Source organism: Xanthomonas sp. AC360 (assembly GCF_979258225.1).
This window is the reverse complement of sequence record NZ_OZ409846.1, coordinates 1654076-1677491: the sequence shown is the minus strand read 5'-3', so window position 1 is coordinate 1677491 and position 23416 is coordinate 1654076. Positions and strand designations below refer to the sequence as shown.

Below are 23416 nucleotides of genomic sequence, written 5' to 3'. Positions count from 1 at the left end.
GGGTCGCCATGCCGGGCACTGATCTACTGCCCGCATTAGCCAAGCGTCGACAACATCCGGCGTGATGGTGTCAGGCATCATCGCGCGTTGCTTCGGCAAGACGACGCTGGAAGTCTGTTCCGAGCATCTTATCCACCAACCCAAGTCTGACGACAACGCTGCCAGGATCGAATACGCCGCCGCGCAGCACTGTCTCGGCCTCGTTGTGCATCGCGTACGCCAGGTGCGCAGCGGCACGGATGGAAAGAGGCGACTCGTTCTGGCTTCCGAGGTGCCCCGCCAGCACGCACCGAATCTCGTGGAGCGCGAAGGCGAACAGCTGCTCCTGTGTCGCGGTCATTCGGCACTCCTCCCATGACGCCTAAGTCCGATCCACCGATGCGAGCCGCGGCATGCCTAAACAGCGCAGCGCATCGTTAGGCTCACATGCGTGTTCAAGGCACGCGGTCGCAACCTACAACGTATCGCGATGCTTACCGCGCCACGGCCGGTACCAGGTGCGGATGGCGGCGATGTCGGCGGCCATGTCGGTGCCGGTCCAGAACGGTTCGCCGATGCCCACGGTCTTGCTGGGGTAGTCGAAATACACCGGCAGGATCGGCACCTTGGCATCGGACGCGATCTTCCAGAAACCGGCCTTCCACTGCTCCACACGCTTGCGCGTGCCTTCGGGGGTGATCACGTACCACATCTGTTCGGAGTTGCGGATCAACCGCACCGCCTGGCCGATGGTGCCCTGCGGCGAGCTGCGGTCCAGCGGGATGGCGCCCAGCTTGCGCAGCAGCGGCCCCAGCGGCCACCAGAACAGCTGCGCCTTGCCCAGCACGCGCACATCGAAGCCGAGCGCGAACTTGGCCGCAAAGCCCACAAAGCCATCCCAGTTGGACGAGTGCGGCGCCACGATCATCACCAACTTGGGCTCGTCGGGCAGCCGCCCGAGCAGCCGCCAGCCGGTCAGGCGCAGAGCGGTACGGCCCAGCCAGCGGCCGAAGCGACCGTGCGCACGCGGCATTCTGGGCGGGGTTGACTGCAGCAGGATGTTGGCCTGTGCGACCGGCGGCAACGACGGGTCGGTGTGACTCACGCTTACTCCCAGTGGGACGCAGAGCGTCCACGCTTGATATGGCTGCGCTCACGCTTGGCATCCAGCCGCCGCAGCTTGGCACCGTGACTCGGTTTGGTGGCGACCCGGCGCTTGGGCACCGACAGGCATGCACTGATGATCTCGGCCAGCCGCTCGCGCGCATCGTCGCGGTTGCGGTCCTGGGTGCGAAAACGCTGCGCGTCGATCACCAGCACGCCCTCGGCGGTCATGCGGCGGTCGCGGCGCGACAGCAGCCGCTCGCGCAACGGCTCGGGCAGCGAGGGTGACCCTGCCACGTCGAAACGCAGTTCCACCGCGGTGGACACCTTGTTGACGTTCTGCCCGCCCGCGCCGCTGGCGCGCACGAAGCGTTCGACGAGTTCGCTGGGCGGAATCGTCAGGCTGGGGGTGATCTGGATCGGGTCGCTGGCCATTAGCCCGCGATTGTATCGGCAGCGGCGTGGACGCGCGCGCGAACGCTTGCTTCCCGTATCCTGCGGCCGGTTCCCCGATCGCAGGATGCTCCGATGACACCTCATTCGTTCGCCGCCGCAGGCGCGATTGCCCGCCGCCTGCTGCTGCTCGCCCTGCTGGCGGCGGCCGCCCCGGCCGCGCTGGCGCAGGCACCCACCGATGCCGACGTCAACCGTCTGCTGGCCGCCTCGCGCGCGCAGACCATGCTCGACACCATGCTGCCGCAGATCGAAGCGATGCAGCAGCAGCAATTCGCCCAGCTCACCGCGCAGCGCCAGTTCGACGCCGATCAGCAGGCGCAGCTGCAACGCATCCAGGAACGCACCCGCCAGACCGTGCGCAAGGCGCTGTCGTGGTCGGAGCTGCGCCCGATGTACGTGGACATCTACAAGCGCTCGTTCTCGCGCGAGGACGTGCTGGCGATGGCCGAGTTCTACGAGAGCTCGGCCGGCCAGAGCCTGCTGGACAAGACCCCGGCGCTGACCCAGAACCTGATGGGCGCCATCCAGCAAAAGATGCTGCCGCTGTTTGCCGATCTGCAGAAGGATCTGGAGAAGATCGTCAACGAGCCTGCTGCGACCAAGAAACCCTGAAGGGACGGCAGCCGGGAATGGAGAGTGGGAATTCGTCGGTGCGCGATTCCTGACGACGGTTGCCGATGCGGGTTGCGTGCGTTGCCGGTGACGGGAGTGCGTCACCTTTTCAGCTGGCGGAAGACGACTGTCTTGGCGCTTCTGCCGCCGGAAGAGCTGCTGCCTTGAGCCCACAGTGGCGAGCGTACCCCCATCCGCCCTTCGGGCACCTTCCCCCGCAAGCGAGGGAAGGAAGCAACTCGTAAGGCGACCAGGGAGGGCGGCAACGCGGGGAAGGCGAACATTACGCGTCGCGCTTGAGCCCCTCTCCCGTCTGCCGGAGAGGGTTGGGTGAGGGGATGCTTGCGCAGCTGTCTAGCAGGCTGAGTGGACGTTTCGATCAGGCTCGGTGGACGTTTCGATCTCTCTTGGCGCTTCTGCCACCGGAAGAGCTGCTGTCTTGAGCCCGCAGCGGCGAGCGTGTCCCCATCCGCCCTTCGGGCACCGTCCCCCGCAGGCGAGGGAAGGAAGCAACTCGGAAGGCGACCAGGGAGGGCGGCAACGCGGGAAGGCGAGCATTGCGCGTCGCGCTTGAGCCCCTCTCCCGCCTGCGGGAGAGGGGTTGGGGTGAGGGGATGCTTGCGCAGATGTCTAGCAGGCTGAGTGGACGTTTCGATCAGGCTCGGTGGACGTTTCGATCTCTCTTGGCGCTTCTGCCACCGGAAGAGCTGCTGTCTTGAGCCCGCAGCGGCGAGCTTGCCCCCATCCGCCCTTCGGGCACCTTCCCCCGCAAGCGAGGGAAGGAAGCAACTCGGAAGGCGACCAGGGAGGGCGGCAGCACGGGAAGGCGAACATTGCCCGTCGCGCTTGAGCCCCTCTCCCGCCTGCGGGAGAGGGGTTGGGGTGAGGGGATGCTTGCGCGGATGTCTAGCAGGCTGAGTGGACGTCTCGACCTCTGAACCAGGCACGCCACATCACGCTGTCTGCGCTACTCCCAACCCCGCAGTCTCCCACCCAAACAACGCACACGCCTTGGCAAATTCCACATCCAGCGGCGCGGTGACGCTGATGCGCCTGCCATCGGCCGGATGCGGAAATTCCAGGCGTTCGGCGTGCAACAGCATGCGGTGGATACCGAGCATGCGGAAACTGCGGTTGTGGCGTCCATCGCCATGGCTGGTGTCGCCGATCATGTGATGCGACAGATGCTTCATGTGCCGGCGAATCTGCCGAAAGCGCCCGGTCTGCGGTTGGCAGCGCAGCAGCGCATACCGCGACGTGGCAAAGCCGGTGGACGGGATTTCCAGCTCGCCGGTCGCCAGCCGCTGGAAGTGCGTCACCGCCGGCTTCTTGACCGGTTTGCCGGGGCCGCCATCCAGGTCGTGATCGACGATGAACCGATCCTCGGCCGGCCAGCCGCGGCACACGGTCAGATAATTTTTATCCACCTCGCCGGCCATCAAGGCCTTGCCTAGCGCGCTGGCGCTGTCGCGGTCGAACGCCAGCAGCAGGCAGCCGCTGGTGGCGCGGTCGAGCCGATGCACCAGGAAGATTGGTTTGCCCAGTTGCTCGCGCAGGCGGTCGGCGAGAAAGTCGTCCTCGCCGCGCGCCAGTTTGCTGTCATGGACCATCAGGCCCGCGGGTTTGTCGACGACGGCCAGGACATCGTCCTGGTAGAGAATCTGCAGATGCTTGGGGGATATGCTCACCGGCGGATTATCCGCATCGCTGACACCGCATGCCACTGCGGTGCGCTATCCACGCGCCCGTTGACCGCATCAGGCCGCTGGCACAGCATGCCGATTCCCCCTCACGGAGCGTCCCCCATGCGCACCTGGCTCCTGCTTTGCCTGCTGGCGGTCGCTCCGCTGGCGCAGTCTTCGACCCTGCCGTACGACGACCATGCCGACGCCGGCACCCAGCTGCGCGATGCGCTGGCCGCCGGCAAGAAAACCCACAAACCCACGCTGGTGATTTTCGGCGCCAACTGGTGCCACGACTGCCGTGCGCTGGATACCTCGCTGCACAGCGCAAAGAACGCGCCGCTGATCGACCGCTCGTTTGTTGTGGTCAAGGTGGACGTGGGTAACTTCGACCACAACCTGGACATCAGCCAGCGCTACGGCGACCCGATCCAGAACGGCATCCCGGCTGCGGTGGTGGTATCGCCGGCCGGCACGCTGCTCTACACCACGCGTGCCGGCGAGCTGGCCAACGCGCGCCAGATGAGCGACGACGGCATCTATCAGTTCTTCGACCAAGTGGCGCACGCCCACCGCGCGCCCTGACGCGCGGGTGTGCAGGATTGGCGGTGCGGGCTCACACAAGGGCGCGAACCGCCAGCTGGTCGCGCGTGCCGGGCAGCATTGCGCTGCATGTCACGGCAGCGGTGTGCAGCGATGCGCTGCACGCGGGCAGTGCAGCAGCGTGCACGCGCGGATCGTCGCGCAGCCAGTTGCCTAGCGACGCAGCCACGCGACCAGCAACGCGACCGACCCGGCGCCGCCGCTGATCCAGCTCCACACCGGCACCGTGCCCAGGTACCAGCCATCCGGATGCAGGCCGTACAACACGGCTGCCACCACCAACAGTCCGCTACCGGTGATGGCCGTGACCACGCGGGTCTGCAGCTTGCGCAGGCTGATGTCCAGCGCGCGCAATTCGCTCGAACGGATGTCCAGCTGATGCCGGCCTTCCACCTGCTGCTTCAACCAGCTGTGCACCAGGCGCGGCATGTCCGGTGCGTGGGTCATGATTTCCGGTAGCCGCTTGCTCAACTCACCCAGCATGCGCCGCGGGCTGTAGCGCTCGCGCAGGATGCGCTCCAGCACCGGTCGCGCCACCGCCCAGATATCCAGCTTGGGATCGAGCTGACGGCCCACGCCTTCGATGTTGAGCAGCGTCTTTTGCAGCAGGATCAACTGCGGCTGCAGCGTCAACTCGTAGCGCTGCGCCACGCGGAACAACTTGATCAGCACCTGCGCCAACGAAATTTCCGACAGCGGCCGGGTGAAGTACGGCTCACAAACCGAGCGCGCGGCCGCTTCCAACTCGTCGATGCGCACGTTGGACGGCATCCAGCCCGCCTCCACGTGCAGCTCGGCCATGCGGCGATAATCCTTGTGGAAGATCGCCATGAAGTTCTCGGCCAGGTAGTACTGATCTTCCTGCGAGAGCTGGCCCATGATGCCGAAATCCAACGCGATGAAACGCGGATTGAGGCGGCGCTCCGGGTCCGAGTCGACCCAGATGTTGCCGGCGTGCGCATCGGCATGGAAGAAGTTGTCGCGGAACACCTGCGTGTAGAACACGCGCACGCCCTTGGCCGCCAGCGCCTTGCGGTCGATGCCGGCAGCATCGAGCTTGGCGATATCGTCGGACGGAATGCCGTACACGCGCTCCAGCGTGAGCGCGCGCTCGGCGGTGTGCGACCAGATCACTTCCGGCACGTACAGATCGTCCGAGCCTTCCCAAAACCGGCGCAGCACGCTGGCATTGGCGCCTTCGCGTTGCAGATCGAGTTCGGCCGACAAGGTGCCTTCGATCTCGGCCACCACTTCGCGCGGACGGATCTTGTCGGCGCGCGGATGGGTGCGTTCGACCAGCGTGGCCAGCGAATGCAGCAGCGCGATATCGGCGTCGATCTGACGCTCGATGTCCGGGCGCAACACCTTAACCACCACTTCGCGGCGCACGCCGTTGGCATCGGGCGGCAAGGTGGCTGCATGCACCTGCGCGATCGAAGCCGATGCCAGCGGCACGGTATCGAAGGAGGCGAATGCCACGCTGACCGGCAGGCCGAGCGCACCTTCCACGATCAGGCGCGCGGCCTGCCCATCGAACGGCTTGACCCGGTCCTGCAGCAAGGTGAGTTCTTCGGCCACATCGGCGGGGATCAGGTCGCGGCGGGTCGACAGGATCTGCCCGAACTTGACGAAGATCGGGCCGAGTTCCTGCAACGCCAACCGCAGCCGTGCACCGCGCGATTGCGCGGCGATTTCGGCGCTGGCACGCGGCACGAACGGCTTGGCCAAGCGCAGCCAGCGCTCGGCGGCGGTGCCTTGCAGCAGGTCGTCCAGGCGGTAGCGCAAGATCACCCGGCCGATGCGGCTGGCCCGCAAAATCGCCTTCATGCCGCGCCTCCGGCGGCACGCAGGCGGGTCACGCGCGCGGCCATCCGCTCCACGTCGTCGCGCAGCTCGTCCACATCATCGTGGAAGGCCTCGAGCTCGGCACGCGGCACTACATCGCGCGATTCTTCGGTGACGAATTCGGCCGCGCTATGCGCCAGGTCCGAGGCGCTGCGACGCGCCTGCTGCAACGCTGCACGCACCGTGCCGGCGATCTGCACGCCCAGGATCTCGCCGAACACCGCCACGAACGGCAACTGCCAATCCGGGTCGAAGCGGCCGGCCAGTTGCTGTAGCTGACGCGCCAGTTCCGCATCGCCGGAGACCTTGAGCCGCCCCGCCGGTGCACCACTGCGGCGCGCGTTGGCCAGAAACGGCAGCTGCCCCAGCAACCCGGCCAGGCTGCTGCGCACCGCCAGATCCGGCTCCTGTGTCTGATCGACCGGGCCGACCAGCAGCTGGCGCTCGTGCACGCGGATCTGCAGCGCCAAGGCGGGCGCGTCCAGGGTCAGCGCGATGCGCTGGCCTTCCAGCGGCAACAGGGCATCGCGGGTATCCGGGTCCAGCGCCAGTGCGCGATTGAGCGCGGCCTGCAGGGCCTGGCCGGCGAGCGGCTTGAGGGAATTGAAGAGTGATCCGGGCATGGGCGCATTCTACCGCCCCTGCATGTCGCAGCTGACTGACGGTGATGAGGCGTTGCGCGCCGGAGGCTGTTGCGGTGGCCATGGCAGGCGCTTGCCTGGCGGTGGAGCGATCGATGCAGGGGTCGCTGCCTGGATTGTCTGGATTGTCTGGATTGTCTGGATTGTCTGGATTGTCTGGATTGTCTGGATTGCCTGGACGGTCGGCGCGCACTGCACGGCGGCTCGCCGGAATGCTGCGCTGTGTAGGCGGCACGTGATGGGCCATCGCGCCCTGCGGCGATGAGCGCGGCGTCCGTGCACAGCTGCCGACCGCGCGCGATCTGCCGACTTCCTTCGGCCGGCCGGTCACGGGCATGCTGGCGCCCTTCTCGAACAGTTGGCAGGAGCAGGCGATGCGCGAGATCCGGGTCGGTCTCATCTTTGGCGGCAAATCCGCCGAGCACGAGGTTTCGCTGCAATCGGCGCGCAACCTCCTGGACGCGCTCGACCCGCAGCGCTTCGAGCCGGTGCTGATCGGCATCGACAAGCAGGGCCAGTGGCATCTGAGCGCGCCGGACAGCTTTCTGCAAGATGCCGACGACCCGAGCCGGATCGCCTTGCACCGCAGCGGCCGCTCGGTGGCGGTGCTACCCGGCGCTGAGCAGGCGCAGCTGCGGCCGGTGGATACCGAGCAGGCGCTGGCGCAGATCGATGTAGTGTTTCCGATCGTGCACGGCACCCTGGGCGAGGACGGCTCGCTGCAGGGCTTGTTGCGCATGGCCAACCTGCCCTTCGTCGGCTCCGGCGTGCTTGGTTCGGCGGTGGCGATGGACAAGGACATGGCCAAGCGCGTGCTGCGCGATGCCGGCCTGGCGGTGGCACCGTTTGTCTGCTTCAACCGCCACACCGCCGCGCAGGCCGATGTGGATGCGCTGATCGCGCAGTTGGGGTTGCCGCTGTTCGTAAAGCCGGCCAACCAGGGCTCATCGGTGGGCGTCAGCCAGGTGCGCAGCGCGGACGCCTTTGCCACCGCGCTCGCATTGGCGTTGTCCTACGACCACAAGGTGCTGGTGGAAGCGGCCATTGTCGGCCGTGAGATCGAATGCGCAGTGCTGGGCAATGCCACGCCACAGGCCAGCGTGTGCGGCGAGGTGGTGATACACGATGCGTTTTATTCTTACGACACCAAATACATCAGCGCAGATGGCGCCGACATCGTGATCCCCGCCGATCTCGATGCGCAGACGCAGCAGCGCATCCAGCAACTTGCGGTGCAGGCGTATCAAGCGCTGGACTGTGCCGGCATGGCACGCGTGGATGTGTTCCTGTGTGCGGACGGGCGCATCGTGATCAACGAGGTCAATACGCTGCCTGGCTTCACCCGCATAAGCATGTATCCAAAGTTATGGCAGGCAAGCGGGCTGGACTATCGTAGCTTGATCACGCAGTTGATCGAGCTGGCCTTGCAACGGCATGCGGACGATCAACTGCTGCGCAGCGCGGTGGACGCGCGCGCATGAGTGCGGCGCAGTTGCGCGCAGTGCAAGCGCACGACCATGCGGCACTGCTCGCACTCAACAATACGCACGCCACCGCACTGTCGTTGCTCGATGCCGATGGGCTCACCGCTTTATTGCAGATGGCCTGGCATGCCCGCCTCGTCCCACCGGCCGACGGCCTGTTGATCGCACTGGATCAGAGCGCTGCCTATGCCAATGCGAACTTTGCATGGCTGGCGGAGCGCTTCGCACGCTTTGTGTACGTGGACCGCATCGTGATCGCCGCCCATGCGCAGCGACGCGGCCTTGCTGTGCAGCTGTACGACGACCTCATCCGCAGCGCGCGTGCAGCAGCGCAACTGCGCGTGGTGTGCGAAGTCAATCTAAGCCCGCCCAATCCGGCCTCCCTCGCATTGCATCGACAACTGGAATTCGTGCCGATCGGCGATGCGCTGCTGGCCAATGGCAAGCAAGTGCAATACCTGGAAAAGCTGCTGTGAGATGCAAAAACCCCGCTGAAAACCGCCATAACGCACATGGCCCGCCTCCTTGCGGAAGCGGGCCATGTGAGCGCCGACCGGCAGCGCCGCTGCCGTGACGTACCGCGGTGAGGCGTTAGACCTTGCCGCGACGGAACATCGAAATCACTGCCAGGATCAGGAACACCACGAACAGGATCCAGGCGATGTTGGTCGCCGCACCGGCGATACCGCTGAAGCCCAGCACAGCGGCGATGATGGCGATGACGAAAAAGATGATGGCGTAATGCAGCATGGCAAGGGTTCCAGAAGTTGTCGTGCCGAATCGGCGCAGACGTATCCTGATCAGACGGCGGTCTTTATCGAGTGATGGCGATGTCGTTGGAAGATGAGGATCGCAGCCGATTCAGGCCTTCTTCGATGCTGATACGCGGCACATAGCCGAAGTCGCGGCGCGCTGGTTCCATGCTGTACCAATGCGGCGTACACAACTGTTCGACCAAGAACCGCGTCAACGGCACTTCGCCTGGCAGACGCAACAGTGGCCATAAGGTTTCGCACACCGCACCGATGCGATATGCGGTCTTGAACGACAACGAGCGCGTTACTGCCGGCGCGTCCACGGCCGCGAGCAAGCGATTGAGCAACTCGCGCATCGGCAACGGTTCGCCGTTGGAAATGAAGTACGCCTTGCCCGCGCAGGCAGCGCCCTGCGCAAGATGGTCGAACGCATCGAAATGCGCTTGCGCGGCGTTGTCGATGTACGTGCTGTCCACCAGGTTGCTGCCATCGCCCACCATGCGCAGGCGACCGGCGCGCGCGCGCGCGGCCAGCCGCGGCAACAGATGGTTGTCGCCCGGCCCCCAGATCAGCCGCGGACGCAATGCCACCGTGGCCAGCTGCGCATCGTTGGCCGCCAGGACCGCACGCTCGGCGATCGCCTTGGTCGCTGCGTACGCGGCGCGCAGATCTTCGCCATACGGCACTTCGTCGGCGCCCAGGCCCTCCACCGGATGGGTGGCGCGATGGGTGACGCTGGGCGTGGAGGTGTAGATCAGCCGCGGCACGCCATTGGCGCGGCACGCGTCGAGCACGTTCTGCGTGCCCACCACATTGGCCTGGTGATAGCTGTCGTAGCTGCCCCAGGCGCCGGCCTTGGCGGCGTTGTGAAACACCGCATCGATCCCGCTGAAGGCATGCCGCACGGCCTGCGGGTCGGCCAGGTCGCCACGGATCTGGCCCACGCCCAGCGTCTGCAGCACCGGGTAATCGCCGCGCTGGAAACTCACCACCTCGTGCCCACGCGCACGCAAGCCGCGGCACAACGCCTGGCCAAGAAATCCACCACCGCCGGTCACCAGCACTTTCATCACGCCACACCCATCGCTCCTGCAGGGCGCACACAATAGCCGGACAGGACCGTCAGGGCGACGCGGCGTGCATTTTTTCTCGCGAGCGGTGCGGCTAACCCATTGATCGCAAAGACCTTCATAAATCTTCATTGCAGCATCAGGCAGTTCATTCGCGGCGCAGGCGTCATGGCCGGACCCTCGATCGCTGGAGTTGCCATGACCCGCCTGTCACTGCTGTTGCTGCCCCTGCTTTACGTCTCCACGCTGCACGCCGCGGCGCCAGTTGCCGCCTCGACAGCAGCAGCGCCCGCGCCGCCAGCCGCCACACCGCCAGCACTGGACGACGGCTGGCCGGTCGCCAACGCTGCCGCCAAGGGCTGGAACCTTCCGCTGCTGGCGCAGATGGAGCAGGCGCTCGCCGCCGATCTGGCCCCCTCCACCACCAGCCTGGTGATCGCACGCGACGGCGCATTGGTCTACGAGCGCTACCTGGGCGATGCCGATCGACAGACGCTGCACGACACCCGCTCGTTGACCAAGAGCGTGACCGGATTGCTGGTCGGGGCGGCCATCGCGCGCAAGCTGATCCCCGACGTGCAGGCCAAGGTCTACGACGCTTTTGGCGAGCGGCACTGGCAGCACCCCGATCCGCGCAAGCGTGCGATCACCGTCGAAGATCTGCTGACGATGAGCTCGCAGCTGGAATGCAACGACGACAATACATTTTCGGCCGGCAACGAAGAACGCATGTACGTGAGTGCGGACTGGACGCAGTTCGCGCTGGATCTGCCGATCCGCGGCTATGCGCCGTGGAAGCCGCGGCCCGCACAGAGCCCGCACGGCCGCGCGTTTTCGTATTGCACCGCCGGCTCCTTCCTGCTGGGTGCGATGCTGGAAAAAGTCGCCGGCAAGCCGCTGCAGGCCTTTTCGGCGCAGGTGCTGGAAACACCGCTGGGCATCGAGCGGGCGCAGTGGAACCTGTCGTCCGAAGGCGTGGGCATGGGCGGTGGCGGCACTCGCTACCGCAGCCGCGACCTGGCAAAGCTCGGCCAACTGCTGCTGGCACACGGCCGCTGGCAAGGCCGCCAGGTAATTCCCGCCGACTGGGTGCAGGCGATGACCAGCGTGCACGCGCAGGCACGCGAGGATGCTGATTACGGCTATCTGATCTGGCACTTCCGGTTTCCGGTGCGCGGTGTGCAACGCGATACCTGGGCGATGTCCGGCAATGGCGGCAACTACGTGTTCGTGGTGCCTGACGAGCGCCTGGTGGTGGTGCTCACACGCAGCGCGTACAACACGCGGCAGATGCACCAACAGTCGCAGCGCTTGCTGACCGACTATGTGCTCAAGGCGCTGCCTGAGCACTGAGAGCGGGTAACACAACGTCGCAAGCAGTCGTCAGCTGGGTGTGGACGGCGCGCTCTGACTCGGCATGTCCGCGTGGCACTGCCGGACCGAGCACCGGTCGCACCTGTCTGGCGGTGACTGCAGCTGTCAGTTAGCCGCTCAAAACACTGGTTGGTGGTTGGCGTGCATGGCGTGTTCGCCACCCAGACCTGGCAACCGATGCCACACCACACCGGCGCGCCGTAGGGCGCGGCCGGTGCCTGGTGCGGCGCAGATCTCGATGGCTCATTCTGGATCTGGCCTCACTGTCTGAACATGCAGTCGGCCCGTCCGGAGCACGCTCACCCAAGTGTCAGTCGTCGTTGGATGTTGCCTGCGCACGCAGCACATCGGCACGCCGCAACTGCCCACGCTGGGCAGCAAGATCGGCATCGATACGGGCCAGCAACGCGGCAAACTCCGGCAACCCGCGCAATGGCTGCAGCAGCGGCGATTGACGCAAATAGCCGGCGTTGCGGTAGCCGGCGGCCTCGGCGCGTTGCAAGGCGCGCATCGCCGCGTCGGGCGCATCCGCACCCAGCAACAGCACGGCGGCATCGACTGCATCGAACGGGTCGCCGCCACGCGCGACGCTGCCGAGCAACTCCTGCGCATGCGCGTGCAGCGTGGCGGCTGGCGGAGGCGGCTCGGCGTGCAGCGCCCACACCACCGTCTGCGCAAAGCTGCCCTGTGGGCGCAGCTGCAAGGCCTGCCGCGCCGCGCTGCGTGCAAGCGTGGTGTCGCCACGCGACCACGCCAGCTGCGCCTGCAACAAGGACAGCCCGGCATAGTCGGTGCCGCGGCCCAATGCGTCGTTCAATGCCGTCTGCGCCTCTGCCGCGCGGCCATGCTCGAACAGAAACGTGGGCCAGGCCAGATTGGAAAACGCATCGTCCGGATACAGCTGAAAGTTCTGCCGATAGCGTGCTTCGGCGGCACTCGCATAGCCGAGCAGGCTCAGGTTGCTGGCAATCTGGATCGGCAGAAAGCGCACGCGTTTTGGCTCGCGCACGGCCAGGTTGGCCGACAGCGCCTGCACCAGTTTGCCCTGTCGCTCGTACAGGTAGGCGGCCGAGCCGCGCACGGCATCGGCCGCCGGATCCAGCTGTAACGCCTGCTCGTAGGCGGCCAGTGCAGCGCCATTGCGGCCCTGACAATCCAGCGCGTAACCACGCGCGGCATAGGCCGCCGCAAGACCCGGTTGCGCCTTGATCACCGCATCGGCCAGTTGCTGGGCCTGCTGTGCAAATCCGCCGTCGCCATCGTATTGGCACACGCGTGCGGCGTAGGCACGACTGAGCCCGAGCTGGGCCTGCCGATCGTCCGGCGCTTGCTGCAGGCGTTGGCGATACAGACCGATTGCGCGGTCGTTGTCGTCGCGCTGGCCGATGCCGGCGTAGTAGTCGGCACGTTGCAGCAACGCCGCCTTCGCGGGTGGTGCGTCGCCGCGCTGCACCCACCAGGCCGCGCCGCCGCCTACCACGACCAGCATCGCCACGGCAGCGGCGATCCAGACACCATGCCGCCGTGGCGCGGGCGCAGGCGGCGCCTGTTCCTGCTGCACCGGCACGCACAGTTGATACCCCTGCCCCCGTACCGAGCGCAGATAGCGCGGCTGCCGCGAGTCATCGCCCAAGGCCTGCCGTAGCAATCGCACACGTTGGGTGACGGTTTCTTCGTTGACCAGCGCCGGTGCCCACACGTTCTGGATCAACGCGTCGAACTCCACCACGCGTTGGCCCTGCTGCAGCATGTAGTGCAAAAGACGAAAACTCAGCCCACCCACCTCAAGCGCTACGCCGTCGCGCTCCACGCGCTGCCGCGCCACATCGATGCGCAGATCATCCAGACGATAATGCGCGGGCATCGTGGAACTCAGGAGCGCTGCTGCGCTGCCCAGACCGCCAGTTTTTCGCGGCCGATCTTGGCGTTGTGGCGAATGTCGACCGGAAAGCCGGAATGCCGTAGGAAACGCGCAATACCGGCGGTATGCGGATGCGCCGCGCCCAGCGCACGCAATGCGGTTTGCACGTCCGCAAAGGCCGATGCCGACACGCCCGGCTGCAACTCCACGCACAGCACCGGTTGCTGTTGCCCGGGCGCGCCCACACCGACCAAGGCGGTACGCCGCACCTGTGGATGCACGTTGAACACTGGCTCCACCTGTTCGGTATACAGCGGGCCGCTGGCCGTTTCCACGCGATGGGTCTTGCGCCCGCAAAACCACAAGCGTCCTTCGGCATCGAAATAGCCGACATCGCCCATGCGGTGCACGATGCGCTCGCTGCCATCGTCGCTGCGCTCACGGATCTTGGCGATGCGTGTGGCCGCGTCGCGATTGAAGTAGGTATCGGTGGTGGTGGGGCCGGCGACAGTGATCTCGCCGACGTCGCCCACGGCCAACACATGCGCGCCGCTCCAATCGGCAATGGCCGCATCGTCGATGGCGATGATGCGCACCTCATTGGGCGCGACGACCTGCCCCACGCAGGTGCCGGCCCCGGCTTCGGTGGCGGCACGGGTCGCATCCAGCGTGCGGCCTTCGATCGCTGCTACCGGCAAACATTCGGTGGCGCCGTACGGGGTCCAGAATTGCGCATCGGCCGGCAGCAGCGCGCGGATGGTGGCCACTACATCTGGCGGCACCGGTGCGCCTGCCGACGTTGCCAGGCGCACGTTGGGCAGCGGCTGCCCATAGTCGGCCAGCACGCGCATCAGCGCCGGCGAGCCGAACAACTGCGTCACTCCGAAGCGGTTGAGCGCATCGTGCAGCTTGCGCGGGTCGGCGGTGGCCGGACGGGTCGGGTCCATATCCGGGATCACCGAGGTCAGCCCCAAGGCGGGATCGAACAAGGCAAACGGTGGAAACGTCGGCAGGTCCACGCCACCGGGCTGCATGCCGAAGGCGTTGCGCAGCAGCTCGATCTGCCCGACAAAATGCCGGTGCCGGTACACCACGCCCTTGGGAACGCCGGTGGAGCCGCTGGTGAACAGGATCGCCGCCACATCGTCCGGTGCGGTATCGGCCAGTTGGCTGCCGGCGCCGGCGCCATCGCGCTCTACGCGCGCCAGCGTCACCCCGCCCCAGCCGTAGCGTCCACCGACAGTGACGATCTGCTTGGCAGAGCGCGCCCAACGCAGCAACCGGCGCGCCAGCTGCGCGAGCGGAATGCCGATAAACGCCTGTGGCTGCGCTTCGTCCAGACACTGTTTGAGCGCGCGTTTGTCGATGCCCGGGTCGACCAGCACCGGCACCGCACCGGCCTTGAACAACGCAAACATCAGCAGGAAGAACTCCGGCGACGGCCGCACCATCACTACCGCGCGCGCACCACGGCCGATGCCGTGCAGTGCCAGGCCGGCCGCGATCGCATCGCTGCGTGCATCCAGTTCGGCATAGCTCAAGGTCACGTCGTAGGCCGCAAACCCGTTGGCGGCGCGGCGGCCGGGGCAGCGGATGGCGATCTGATCGGGGCGCTCGCGCGCCAGCTGCGGCAAGGTGGCAGCGATATTGCAGAGAGTGGTCATCGCCGTATTATCACTCATGCACTCACAGTGCCGGCCGCTTGCATCTATCTCCAGGATCAGGCGTGCACGTAGCACCTGCAGGGATTGCGCTCCGCACGCCGCGAACGCACTGATCCAACGGAAGCCGATGTACGGATGCGGCGCCTGTTTGGCGCTGTGCGGCCTAACCACCGCGCAATGCATGCACGCTCTTTGTCGGTCTTGGTAGGTCCAGGCAGATGAATCGCTGACCTACGCGCCACCACGCCCCTTGTATCGCAGCACGGTTCGGTCAAAATGCCGCGCTCCCCACGCGATTTCGCCGCGCCAGGCCCGGCATTCCATGGCACACCCCTGCCTTACCTGCGGCGCTTGCTGCGCCTATTTCCGCGTCAGTTTCCACTGGAGCGAAGCCGATCCCGCATTGGGCGGCAGGGTGCCGATCGAACTGACCGACTCCTTGCGCACGCACGAGCGCGTGATGCGTGGCACCTCGCAATCGCAACCGCGCTGCATCGCCCTGGATGCGGACATCGGCCGCTACAGCCGCTGCAGCATCCACGACCGCCGCCCGTCCTCCTGCGCCGCCGTACCGGCCTCGCTGGAATTCGGCGAGCGCAGTGCGCAATGTGACAAGTCGCGCCTGGCGCATGGGCTGCATGCGCTGACGCAGGACGATTGGATCGGCGTGGACGACGCACAGCGCAATCCGCTGCCAACCTCGTGAACATGCCTCGCTGCTGACCTGCGCACCAGCGCATGGGTCAGCAGCGGCGTGCATCGCTTACAGCGGATGCGTGTCCAGAAATTTGCGGATCGCCGGCACCAACACGTCGTGTTTGTCTTCGAGCACGTAGTGATTGGCATCCTCGAATGCAGTCACGTCCGCATTCGGCAATGCGCGGCGAAAACCGGCCAGAAAGTGCTTGTCGAAGCAGATATCGCGCAGGCCCCAGGCGATAAACGCAGGGCGGTCGGCAAACGACGGCAAGGCCTGTGCGGAACGCTCCAGCAACGACCAGCCCTTGTCGGCCGGCGACAGCGGAATGTCCTGCATGAAACGGATCGTGGAGATGCGGTTGCGCCAAGTGTTGTAGGGCGCCACATAGGCGCGCCGCACGGCCGAGGGCATGCGCTTTGATACGCCGAACCATGAGGCGCCGGACGAAAACGCATTGAAAGTGCGGATAAACCATTCGCCCGGCCGCCAATGGCGTCCCATCGCGATCTGCCATGGCATCGGCTTTTCCGGCGGCAGCGGGAATGCGGCGGTATTGGTGATCACCAATCGCTTGACCTGCGCATGATGCGACAACGCCCAGCCGAACCCGATCATGCCGCCCCAGTCATGCACCGCCAGCGTGACCGGCCCGGTGATGCCAAGGTGCCTCAGCAACGTATCCAGATCGTCCACGCGCGACTGCAAGGTGTAGTCATAGCGCGGCTGCGCATCGGGTGCATCGTCCGGCTTGTCGGACAAACCCATGCCGATATGGTCGGGCACGATGCAGCGGTAGCGATCGGACAGCCCGCTGACCAGATGCCGCCACAGATAGCTCCACGACGGATTGCCGTGCAGCATCACGACCACCTCGCCATCGCGTGGACCCTCGTCCAGATACGACATCGCAACGCCGGGCCGCACATCGAGGCGCTTGGGGGTGAAGGGGTAGCCTGGGTAGTTCATTGATTTCTCGACTGTGTTGAATCCGGGCAATGCGCCTTATCGCAGCATCTGCACATGCAGCCGGATCTCTCTCATGACTATTTTGACGTGTGGCCGGTACACCCGGCCACGACGGCGGCACGCGCACCACACCACACCGGCGGCGCAACTGAGCGCGCACGTTACATCAGTCATAGCGGCTGCGCGCCCTCGCTGAGGATGCCGAGGTAGGCCTGGTACGCAAAGATGCGATGCCGCTGCTGTCCGGTGAGTTCGTTGACGATGTCCAGTTGCTCAAGGGTGCGTATTGCCGCGCGGATGGTCGGCGCGCTCAGCGACAGCTGCGGCGCAACCTGCGGCACGGACAAAACGACCCGACGCGCAAAGTGCTCGAACACCAACCCGACATTGCCGGCACGCTGACCCAGCGCCGTAATCCTTGCGCGATCGCGTGCCAACAGCGCGAGCAGCCGCTGCGCGGTGTCGACCGCCTGTTGCGCTGTTTCTGCGACGCCATCCAGAAAGAAGCCCAGCCACCCTTCCCAATCGCCGGTTGTCCTGACTGCATTGAGGCGGTCGTAGTACTCGGCACGGCGACGTTTGAAGTACAGGCTCAGATACAGGCTGGGTGCGCGCAATACGCCTTCGCTGCACAAGATCAAGGTGATCAGCAAGCGCCCGAGGCGCCCGTTGCCATCGCTGAAAGGATGGATGGTCTCAAATTGCACATGCGCGAGCGCCGCCTTTACCAACGGCGGCGTCTGCCCGGGCAAGGCGTGCAAAAACTGTTCGAGCGCGGCCAGCGCTGCAGGCAGTGCATCCGGTGGTGGCGGGACGAACTGCGCCAGTGCGGGCGACGCGCCACCGATCCAGACCTGAGTCCGGCGAAATTCGCCCGGCTGTTTGCCAGCGCCGCGCCCGCCTTGCAGAAGCAAGGCATGTACTTCGCGCAACAGCCGCAGCGATAGCGGGAAGTCGTCCTCGCGTAATCGCCGAAGCCCATGATTGAGCGCGGCAACGTAGTTGGAGACTTCTTCGACATCGTCGATCGGCACACCGGGCGCGGCATCCATTTCAAACAGTAGCAGGTCCGATAGCGACGACTGCGTCCCTTCGATCTGCGACGACAGCAACGCTTCCTTGCGCACGTATTGATACAAGAACAGTTCCGGGTCGGGCAGCATCAGTGTGATGCCGTCCAGCCGTCCCAGCGCTTGGTCGGCGCGCTCTTTGCGCGCGACCAGCTCGGCCACAGTGAAGTCCAGTGCCGGTTGTGGTGGTAACGGATCCGGGATGAAAGCCTGATAGCGGCTTGCGGCCAAGGCCCCGGCGACGTAATGGCCTGTCGTGCGGTGTGGCATGGTTTTCCTTACAACCGACGGCTGGGCCAGTAAGGAAACTTTTTTACCACTTTCTTTCCTAAGTGGCGACTCAGCGCGGCATAAATGACCTCTTATGCCGCGCCCGAGCCGGCAACACTCACCAAACCACTTCCGCCATCGAGCAGTTCAGCCCCGAGCCGATGCCCATCAGTGCGATGCGGTCGCCCTTCTTCAAGCGGCCGAGCTCCTTGAGCTTGCTCAGCACGATCGGCACCGAGGCAGGGCCGATGTTGCCGTGTTCGCCGAAGATGGTCATGACCTTGGCTGGGTCGATGCCGAACGATTTCACGAACGAGGCGGTGTGCGGGCGGCTGACCTGATGGATGACGAACTGGTCCAGTTCGTCCACCGCCCAGCCCATCGCCTGCTTGGCGGCCAGGAAGGTCTTCTGTGCCAGCTTGATGCCTTCGATCAGCAGCAAGCGGGTGTCGGTGACCATGCGGTCCAGGTTGCCGCGGCACAGCTTGTTCCACTCGGTAGCCGAGCGGGTCACGCCACCCTTGTAGCGCGGCGCGTCTGGCACCAGTTCGGTGCGCGCCATCACCATCGCGGCAGCGCCGCAGCCCAGGGTCAGCGCGGCGAGTTCGTTGCGGAACTCCTCCTCGGTGACGTCCGGGGAAGTCATGCGCTCCAGGGTCTTTTCATAGACCAGGTTGGCGGTTTCGCCATCGACGACCAACGCGTAGTCGATCTCGCCGCGTTCGAGCATGCGCGCAGCGATGTCCATGCCGTTGATGAAGGCAAGGCAGGCGTTGGCCACGTCGAAGGTCACGCAATGGTCGCTGACCCCCAGGTTGCCGGACACGATGGACGCCGTGGACGGCTCCAGGTAGTCGCGGCTCACCGAGGTGTTGACCAGCAGGCCGATCTTCTCGATGCCGATGCCGGCATCGATCAGCGCCTTGCGCGCGGCCTGGGTGGCGGCGTCGGATGCCTGGACATCCTGGTCCCACAAGCGCCGTGCATGGATACCGGCAACGTCGCCCAACACGTCGGTCTTGATCCCGAGGCGGTCGTAGGTCGGTTGCAGGCGCTCGTTGATTTCCTTGGAAGTCAGCGTGTGCGGCGCATCAATATGCGCCAGTCCCGCGATGGAGACATTCTGGAAGAGCATCGAAGTAGCGCCATGGCGTCAGGCGAGGGGGCGTCAGTCTAGCCGCTGGCTGGTTTTACCGCATCTTTACATTTGAATCGCCCCCGCCCCAGCCCAACGGTTCAGCGCGGTGGGCAGCGGAAGGCGTTGAAACGCTGGCTTCCATCGGCCGGCTGGCCCTGCGCCTGGACGGTATTGGCGTTGGCGCCCGGGGCCTCGTTGCGCGCCAGGGTCTCCAGTTCTTCCTGCACGCGCAGCGGGTTGCGGTTGTAGAAGCCGACCTTGCTCTTGACCGTCACCACCACCTCGCCCTGCTGCTGACAGCCAGCTGGCACAGGGCCTGTGGGCAATACCTGCACGCTCTTGCCGCTTTGTTCGATCGGCACCCAGGTGCACGCCGCGGTGGTGGTGGCAACCAGAACAGACAGCATCAGCACGCGCATAAGTCATCCACACCGAAGGGCAAAGCCGGATTGTGCCGCAGTTGTCCGGCGGTCAAACGCGTGCCCGGCATGCGCCATACGCCTCATTCAGCACACCGGCACCTGCGCATATCTGCCGCATTGACCTGACGGCGTCGCCGTCCACTGCCCGCAAACGCGTCCGGGTGTCCGGACGCGGACACCCGCAAACATCAAATACATCTTTAAAAACAATGCATTGAAGATGGCACGCGGTTTGCTCTATTCAACCGGCACCGGAAGCACATAGCAGAAAGCTGAGTTTTTGCTGAACAAATAAACGGCAGCTCCGAAAGTTCTTGCACATACCGAAACGGTGTACTACCTTACTACCACACCACTACTCACCCACACCAAGAGACCTCGCCATGAAGACCCAGACCCTGCGCATCGCCCTCTCCGCCGCCCTCCTGGCTGGCACCACCTTCGCCGGTTTTGCCCAAGCCGCCAGCCTGACCACGCTGGACACCGTCCAGGTTCGCCCGGCAGCCGACCAGATCGCCCAGCAGACGCTGGAACGCAGCAGCAACATCCGTACCCTGACTGCCGTGCAGGTGCGCCCGTCCGCCGAGCAGCTGGCTGCCTTCGCTGCCGAACAGGCCGGCCCGCGCGTTGTCACCCTTGCCGCGGTGCAGGTCCGTCCGTCGGCCGAACAGCGCGCCGAGCTGGTGGTTCGCAGCAGCGCCGCCACTGCCCAGAGCGCCTCCGGCCAGACCGCCGCCGCGATCGGTGCGTTGATGGGTCAGGTGATGGTCAATCTGCCGGTGCCGCAGCTGCAGCCGTCGCCGGCCGAACTGGAAGCCCTGGTCAGCGCCGCCATCAGCCTTTAAGCACGCGCGCAGCTACACTTGCGCGCATGTCAGCACCCGTCCTCGATATCATCCTGTTTCAACCGGAAATTCCGCCCAACACGGGCAATGTGATTCGCTTGTGCGCCAACACCGGTGCGCGCCTGCACCTGATCGAGCCGCTCGGCTTCGACCTCAGCGACAAGCAGCTCAAGCGCGCGGGCCTGGACTATCACGAATACGCGACCCTGCAAGTGCACGCCGACCTGCCAACTGCCTTGGCTGCCATCGCGCCCACGCGTGTGTTTGCCCTGAGTACGCGCAGCACGGTGCGTTACGACACACCGCAGTTCGCCGACGGCGATGCGTTTTTGTTCGGCCCGGAAACCCGCGGCCTGCCGGCCGAGGTGCTGGAGTCGATCCCGCCGCAGCACCGGCTGCGTCTGCCGATGCGTCCGGACAATCGCAGCCTCAATCTGTCCAACACCGTTGCGGTGATGGTGTTCGAAGCCTGGCGGCAGTGGAACTTCGCTGGCGGTCAGTAGCCTCGACGCAGCACCCAGCAGCAAGCACTGCGCGCCCGCTATCGGCATTGGACCACTGCACGCTCGGTTCCTGAGCGAAATGCCCAGGCGTCTACCGATCACTTGCCGCAGGTGTTCGACAGACCTGGTTGACCACCACACACCCGGCACTGCCCACGCCTTACAGCGCGATGGTGATTACCGTGTTGTGTGCATGCGCGCTGCAGGTCTTCAGGCTTTACATCCAGGTTTGCGATCCTGGACAACACCGCGCAATGCACCACGCACCGCTGGCGATGGAATCAATACACACGCGCTTTCTTGCACGCACCTGCGCAGCCACTACGACGCGGTCTGCACATCGGCCGCTGCCTGCACCAGGCCGCGGCAGCCAGCCCATAACGCCACTGCCAGCAAGGCGATTGCGCCCAGGCTCAAAAACGCGATGCGGTAGCCGAAGGCGTGCGCGAGCCAGCCGCCGAACGCCGGGCTGAGCGCCGCGCCAATCCCCTGCACCGTCATCACCGCGCCCTGGCCGACATTGACCCGCCCGGTGCCGTGCAGCAAGCGCGCCACCAATGCCGGCACCACCACGCTTTGCAGACCGGCGCCGAGCCCGTCGAGGATCTGCACCGGAAATACGCCCCAGCCGTGAATCACCGAGGCCGCCACCAGCGCGCGCAGCGGCAAGGCCATGAAGGCCAGCAGCAACACCCACCAATGCCCGTGCACGCGGATCCAGCGCATCGCCAGCAACGCAACCACCACCATCGTGGCTTGGGCGACCACAATCGTGGTGGCGGTCAGCGCGCTCGGGTCGCCGGCATGCGCGGCCACGATCGCCATGCCGTACAACGGCAGCATCGCCGCATTGCCCAGATGAAACAGCCCCAGTGTGACCGCCAGCAATGCAAGCGGCCGGCATGTCAGCAACACCCGCCAGGCGCTCAATGCGTCTGCGCCATCGGCATGCCCCAGGCCGCGTGCAGCGCGATGGTCGATGGCGGTTGCCGGAATCGACAGCACAGCCGTCAGCGCCAACACGCCGAACACCGCCGTGAGCGCGAAGATCGCGCCAAACCCGTAGCGCCATCCCAACCAGCCGGCCAGCACCGCCGCCAGCATGTTGCCGGCATGATTGGCGACCTGGTTGCGCGCCAGTTGATGATCGAACCCGCGTGCACGCACCAGGCCCAACGTGATGCCGGTCAGCGCCGGGCCGATGCCGGCCGCCGCCAGCGCCGATGCGATCTGTGCAGCGACCACGCCGGAAGCGGTCGGGCGCAGCCAGATCAACACGGTGGCGAGCAGGATCGCCAGACAGCCGACCACCACCACGGCGCGCTTGCGCCGGGTGGCATCTACCAATGCGCCGGCCGGCGTGGTAGCGAGCATGCCGGCAATGCCGCCCACGCTCATCACCGTGCCGATCGCGCCCACCGACCAGCCCTTGGACTGCAAAAACACGCTCAAAAACGGCCCCAGCCCGTCCTGGACATCGGCCACGCTGAAATGCAGCGCTTCCAGCGCGCGCGTGCCACGCGGTCGGGTCGACGTGCTCATGCGCATCGCCCTGCTGCGCGTTGCTCTGCACGGCCTGTCTGCAGGGCAACGCCGATGACGCCTGTTTCATTGCAGCGCAGCGGGCACATTGCGGCGCCTAGTGCTTGGGCTTGGGCTTATGCGCGCCCGGGCCATGCGGCGGATGGTCGATCTGCTTCAATGCAGCGGCCTTGCTGCCCAGCGCATGCGCATGGATCAACACGCCATGCGGTGTGGCCTTGGTGTCGCCTTCGACCACCAACGGCTTGCCGACCACCAGCTGCTTGGCGAAGTCGACGCCGGCATGCGGCGGAAACCGCACCGTCACTTCATCGTCGAACAGCACGCCATGCACCTGCCCGTGCGGGCCATGCAGCAGCCGCGCGATGGTGCCAGCGTGCTGGGTGAGCTGCGGCTTGGTCGGCTTGCCGGCCGGCGGTTTGGGCTTGGGCTTGGCATGCGACCCATGCGGGCCTTCGTCGAGGATGCGCTTGCCGCCGTCCGGGTCGATCGCCAGGGCCACCAGCATGTCCACATCGCGTGGCTTGAGGCCGCGCACGGTCAATGCGCTGCCGGGCTTGAGCGCCTTGAGCAAGGCCGCCGACAGGTGCGGCGGCGTGTGTACTTCGGTGCCGTCGGTCAACAGCAGGCCGTCGATATCGGCCTTGGGATTGAGCAGAAAACGCGCCAGGGTGCCGCGGGTTTCAGGGAGGAAATCAGGATCGACCCAATGCATTGTGAACTCCAAACTAGAGAGGACCGGCCAACGCCGGCAAGCCACGCCCGACGCCACGCGGGTGGCATGACGGAGGCGCGTAAACGAACGTCTGGGTGGGCGCCGCCGTCGCGTT

Annotated in this window: 24 protein-coding genes and 1 other RNA gene; 8 read left to right on the top strand and 17 right to left on the bottom strand. The window is 65.7% G+C overall.

Annotated elements, in window-relative coordinates; genetic code table 11:
• Positions 1-70: 70 nt before the first annotated feature.
• The 3 genes from ACZZ0O_RS07085 to arfB form a co-directional block, all read right to left on the bottom strand.
• Positions 71-340, bottom strand: coding sequence for a hypothetical protein (locus tag ACZZ0O_RS07085; protein WP_463590380.1), 270 nt, complete (start codon positions 338-340; stop codon positions 71-73).
• A 114-nt stretch (positions 341-454) separates the two neighbouring features.
• Entirely contained in the window at positions 455-1084 is a 630-nt protein-coding gene (locus tag ACZZ0O_RS07080) for a lysophosphatidylcholine acyltransferase (RefSeq protein WP_311239459.1), read from the bottom strand.
• Positions 1085-1086: 2 nt separating this feature from the next.
• Complete coding sequence (gene arfB / locus ACZZ0O_RS07075) at positions 1087-1518, bottom strand: alternative ribosome rescue aminoacyl-tRNA hydrolase ArfB (protein ID WP_019301089.1); 432 nt, start codon at positions 1516-1518, stop codon at positions 1087-1089.
• A 57-nt stretch (positions 1519-1575) separates the two neighbouring features.
• Between arfB and ACZZ0O_RS07070 the strand changes: the two genes are divergently transcribed.
• Positions 1576-2151 (top strand): DUF2059 domain-containing protein, encoded by a 576-nt coding sequence (locus ACZZ0O_RS07070; RefSeq protein ID WP_463592409.1) that lies wholly within the window; start codon positions 1576-1578, stop codon positions 2149-2151.
• A 953-nt stretch (positions 2152-3104) separates the two neighbouring features.
• On the opposite strand, the gene ACZZ0O_RS07065 is transcribed toward ACZZ0O_RS07070, so the two are convergent.
• Entirely contained in the window at positions 3105-3875 is a 771-nt protein-coding gene (locus ACZZ0O_RS07065; RefSeq protein ID WP_463590379.1) for a pseudouridine synthase, read from the bottom strand.
• Between the two features lie 81 nt (positions 3876-3956).
• Here ACZZ0O_RS07065 and ACZZ0O_RS07060 point away from each other — a divergent pair, with 81 nt between their 5' ends.
• On the top strand, positions 3957-4418 hold the full coding sequence (locus tag ACZZ0O_RS07060) for a thioredoxin family protein (RefSeq protein ID WP_055853679.1): 462 nt from the start codon (positions 3957-3959) through the stop codon (positions 4416-4418).
• 171 nt (positions 4419-4589) lie between these two features.
• Here ACZZ0O_RS07060 and ubiB read toward each other — a convergent pair whose 3' ends face one another.
• Together ubiB and ACZZ0O_RS07050 are read right to left on the bottom strand one after the other, a co-directional pair.
• On the bottom strand, positions 4590-6263 hold the full coding sequence (gene ubiB, locus ACZZ0O_RS07055; protein ID WP_115514994.1) for a ubiquinone biosynthesis regulatory protein kinase UbiB: 1674 nt from the start codon (positions 6261-6263) through the stop codon (positions 4590-4592).
• Positions 6260-6904, bottom strand: coding sequence for a ubiquinone biosynthesis accessory factor UbiJ (locus ACZZ0O_RS07050; RefSeq protein ID WP_463590378.1), 645 nt, complete (start codon positions 6902-6904; stop codon positions 6260-6262). The genes ubiB and ACZZ0O_RS07050 overlap by 4 nt, the downstream gene beginning before the upstream one ends.
• 392 nt (positions 6905-7296) lie before the next feature.
• Between ACZZ0O_RS07050 and ddlA the strand changes: the two genes are divergently transcribed.
• Positions 7297-8403 (top strand): D-alanine--D-alanine ligase, encoded by a 1107-nt coding sequence (gene ddlA, locus ACZZ0O_RS07045; RefSeq protein WP_463590377.1) that lies wholly within the window; start codon positions 7297-7299, stop codon positions 8401-8403.
• On the top strand, positions 8400-8882 hold the full coding sequence (locus ACZZ0O_RS07040; RefSeq protein WP_463590376.1) for a GNAT family N-acetyltransferase: 483 nt from the start codon (positions 8400-8402) through the stop codon (positions 8880-8882). The genes ddlA and ACZZ0O_RS07040 overlap by 4 nt, the downstream gene beginning before the upstream one ends.
• Positions 8883-8997: 115 nt before the next feature.
• Here ACZZ0O_RS07040 and ACZZ0O_RS07035 read toward each other — a convergent pair whose 3' ends face one another.
• Both ACZZ0O_RS07035 and oleD read right to left on the bottom strand, forming a co-directional pair.
• Positions 8998-9156 carry a DUF1328 domain-containing protein gene (locus tag ACZZ0O_RS07035; RefSeq protein WP_003468167.1) on the bottom strand — a complete coding sequence of 53 codons (159 nt, stop codon included), beginning with the start codon at positions 9154-9156 and terminating at the stop codon, positions 8998-9000.
• A gap of 64 nt (positions 9157-9220) precedes the next feature.
• The gene (gene oleD, locus ACZZ0O_RS07030; RefSeq protein WP_055853689.1) at positions 9221-10231 is read right to left on the bottom strand and encodes a 2-alkyl-3-oxoalkanoate reductase; all 1011 of its coding nucleotides are present in this window, start codon (positions 10229-10231) and stop codon (positions 9221-9223) included.
• Positions 10232-10429: 198 nt separating this feature from the next.
• Here oleD and ACZZ0O_RS07025 point away from each other — a divergent pair, with 198 nt between their 5' ends.
• Entirely contained in the window at positions 10430-11584 is a 1155-nt protein-coding gene (locus ACZZ0O_RS07025; RefSeq protein ID WP_463590375.1) for a serine hydrolase domain-containing protein, read from the top strand.
• Positions 11585-11588: 4 nt separating this feature from the next.
• Here ACZZ0O_RS07025 and ACZZ0O_RS07020 read toward each other — a convergent pair.
• The 3 genes from ACZZ0O_RS07020 to oleC form a co-directional block, all read right to left on the bottom strand.
• A non-coding RNA gene (locus tag ACZZ0O_RS07020) (sX9 sRNA) lies at positions 11589-11664 on the bottom strand.
• Positions 11665-11915: 251 nt separating this feature from the next.
• On the bottom strand, positions 11916-13469 hold the full coding sequence (locus tag ACZZ0O_RS07015; RefSeq protein WP_463590374.1) for a winged helix-turn-helix domain-containing protein: 1554 nt from the start codon (positions 13467-13469) through the stop codon (positions 11916-11918).
• An 8-nt stretch (positions 13470-13477) separates the two neighbouring features.
• On the bottom strand, positions 13478-15130 hold the full coding sequence (gene oleC / locus ACZZ0O_RS07010) for an olefin beta-lactone synthetase (protein WP_463590373.1): 1653 nt from the start codon (positions 15128-15130) through the stop codon (positions 13478-13480).
• A 322-nt stretch (positions 15131-15452) separates the two neighbouring features.
• On the opposite strand from oleC, the gene ACZZ0O_RS07005 reads away from it, so the two are divergent.
• Positions 15453-15836 (top strand): YkgJ family cysteine cluster protein, encoded by a 384-nt coding sequence (locus ACZZ0O_RS07005; RefSeq protein WP_055853696.1) that lies wholly within the window; start codon positions 15453-15455, stop codon positions 15834-15836.
• Positions 15837-15893: 57 nt separating this feature from the next.
• Here ACZZ0O_RS07005 and ACZZ0O_RS07000 read toward each other — a convergent pair whose 3' ends face one another.
• The 4 genes from ACZZ0O_RS07000 to ACZZ0O_RS06985 all read right to left on the bottom strand — a co-directional run bounded on the left by ACZZ0O_RS07000 (position 15894) and on the right by ACZZ0O_RS06985 (position 19693).
• Positions 15894-16796 (bottom strand): alpha/beta fold hydrolase, encoded by a 903-nt coding sequence (locus ACZZ0O_RS07000; protein WP_115552616.1) that lies wholly within the window; start codon positions 16794-16796, stop codon positions 15894-15896.
• A gap of 170 nt (positions 16797-16966) precedes the next feature.
• On the bottom strand, positions 16967-18136 hold the full coding sequence (locus ACZZ0O_RS06995; protein WP_193552552.1) for a Fic family protein: 1170 nt from the start codon (positions 18134-18136) through the stop codon (positions 16967-16969).
• A gap of 118 nt (positions 18137-18254) precedes the next feature.
• The gene (locus tag ACZZ0O_RS06990; protein WP_055853700.1) at positions 18255-19271 is read right to left on the bottom strand and encodes a 3-oxoacyl-ACP synthase III; all 1017 of its coding nucleotides are present in this window, start codon (positions 19269-19271) and stop codon (positions 18255-18257) included.
• A gap of 101 nt (positions 19272-19372) precedes the next feature.
• Positions 19373-19693, bottom strand: coding sequence for a DUF4156 domain-containing protein (locus ACZZ0O_RS06985; RefSeq protein WP_463590372.1), 321 nt, complete (start codon positions 19691-19693; stop codon positions 19373-19375).
• Between the two features lie 386 nt (positions 19694-20079).
• On the opposite strand from ACZZ0O_RS06985, the gene ACZZ0O_RS06980 reads away from it, so the two are divergent.
• Both ACZZ0O_RS06980 and ACZZ0O_RS06975 read left to right on the top strand, forming a co-directional pair.
• Complete coding sequence (locus tag ACZZ0O_RS06980) at positions 20080-20541, top strand: XAC0231 family protein (protein ID WP_115514985.1); 462 nt, start codon at positions 20080-20082, stop codon at positions 20539-20541.
• A 26-nt stretch (positions 20542-20567) separates the two neighbouring features.
• Positions 20568-21044 carry a tRNA (cytidine(34)-2'-O)-methyltransferase gene (locus ACZZ0O_RS06975; protein WP_323517850.1) on the top strand — a complete coding sequence of 159 codons (477 nt, stop codon included), beginning with the start codon at positions 20568-20570 and terminating at the stop codon, positions 21042-21044.
• A gap of 321 nt (positions 21045-21365) precedes the next feature.
• On the opposite strand, the gene ACZZ0O_RS06970 is transcribed toward ACZZ0O_RS06975, so the two are convergent.
• Positions 21366-22592: an MFS transporter gene (locus tag ACZZ0O_RS06970; RefSeq protein WP_463590371.1), complete on the bottom strand. Its 1227-nt coding sequence runs from the start codon at positions 22590-22592 to the stop codon at positions 21366-21368.
• A 91-nt stretch (positions 22593-22683) separates the two neighbouring features.
• On the bottom strand, positions 22684-23301 hold the full coding sequence (locus tag ACZZ0O_RS06965; RefSeq protein ID WP_463590370.1) for a hypothetical protein: 618 nt from the start codon (positions 23299-23301) through the stop codon (positions 22684-22686).
• Positions 23302-23416 lie beyond the last annotated feature (115 nt).